This window comes from Streptomyces coryli (assembly GCF_011044975.1).
Classification (GTDB): Bacteria; Actinomycetota; Actinomycetes; order Streptomycetales; family Streptomycetaceae; genus Streptomyces; species Streptomyces coryli.
On record NZ_JAAKZV010000539.1, the window covers coordinates 1 to 1,314 of the forward strand.

Here is a 1,314-nt window from a genome sequence, read left to right on the forward strand (position 1 = left end):
GGTGGGGCGGCTGCCGGGTACTCCGGGGCCGGCTCGTCCGGGGCCGCTGGCTCCTCCGGCGCTGGACGGGCCGGTGTTCCGACGGGTGGCGCATCGCCCGGCATCGTTGCTGAGACCGCCACCACCGGCACCGTGAGCCCGGTCGGGGGCGTACCGGCTCCGCGGCCTGGCGCCACGCCCTCGCGGGGTACGCATCTCGCCGCGGAGGCCGGGGTGCCCTCGGCCCGTATGCCCGCGGATGCGGCGCAGGCGCCGTCCGCGCCCCTGCCGCCGGCGCGCGGCAGCGGCATCAGATCCTGGGCCCGGAGGCTTGCGGGGGGCCGAGGTGAGGCCGGCGACGGTCGTGGCGTGCAGGAGCCGAGCGTTGCGGTGACCTCCGCTGTGGTCCCGCGGCCCGCGGCCGCGGCAGCGCCGGCCGCCGCTCGCTGGCCCGACGCGGCGGCGCTGCTGCTCACCGCGCTCGAACCCGGCCCCCGGCTGTGGGAGCGGGCTGCGGACCACCCCGACGTCCTGCACGTACGTCTGGGCACGGCGGAGGCGGCGGGCCTGCCTCCCGGAGGCACGCCGGCGGGCGCCCCGGCCCACGACCACGCGATCGGGGCCGGTCCCGGCGGCGGAGCCGCGTCCGTAGCCGCCCCCGGCGGCGCACTCGCCGTGAGCCTGCCCGAGGCCGGGGCGCTCGGCCTCGCCGGGCCGCGGCCGCGGCTGACCGGGCTTGCCAGGTCCGTGCTGGCGCAGCTCGCCGCGTTGCACTCGCCGGACGTGCTGGAGCTCGTTCTCATCAGCACTGACCGCTATCGCCCGCTTCGCGACCGGCTCGCCGACTGGTCCTGGCTCGGCTGGCTCCCGCACCTGCGCCCGGCCCGCGGCCAGGACTGCCGCCTGCTCACCGCGTACGACCGCGACCAGGCCACCGCCCGCCTCGCCGAACTCACCCGCCGCCTGGACGGCGCGGGTCCGGCCGGGCCCGCGTACACGGTGCTCATCGTGGACGGCGATCCCGCGGGTGCCGACCTGCGCGCTGCCACGGCCCGGCTGGCCGCCAGGGGCGCTGCGGCCGGGATTCATGTGATCAGCCTCGCCGAGACGCCGGCGGCGACGGCGGCGACGCCGCTGACGGCTGTGTACGAGGCGGCGTGTGCGGCGTCGGCGCCGTTCGCGGAGTGCGGGGCGGTGGCGATGCTGAGTGGCGATGTCGCCACTGGGCTGCGGGTGCTGCGGCGGCCGGGCTCCGGGGCGCGGCCGATTGCTCCCGGCGATACGGCGCTGGGGACGGGGCAGGCGTGGCTGTTCGGGCCCGGGGCGGAGCGGGGG

General features: G+C 79.3%; 1 pseudogene. It reads left to right on the top strand.

Going from position 1 to position 1,314, the window contains the following annotated elements:
• Window positions 1-369: 369 nt before the first annotated feature.
• Window positions 370-1,314, top strand: a pseudogene (locus tag G5C51_RS42045) (hypothetical protein); the annotation flags it as partial.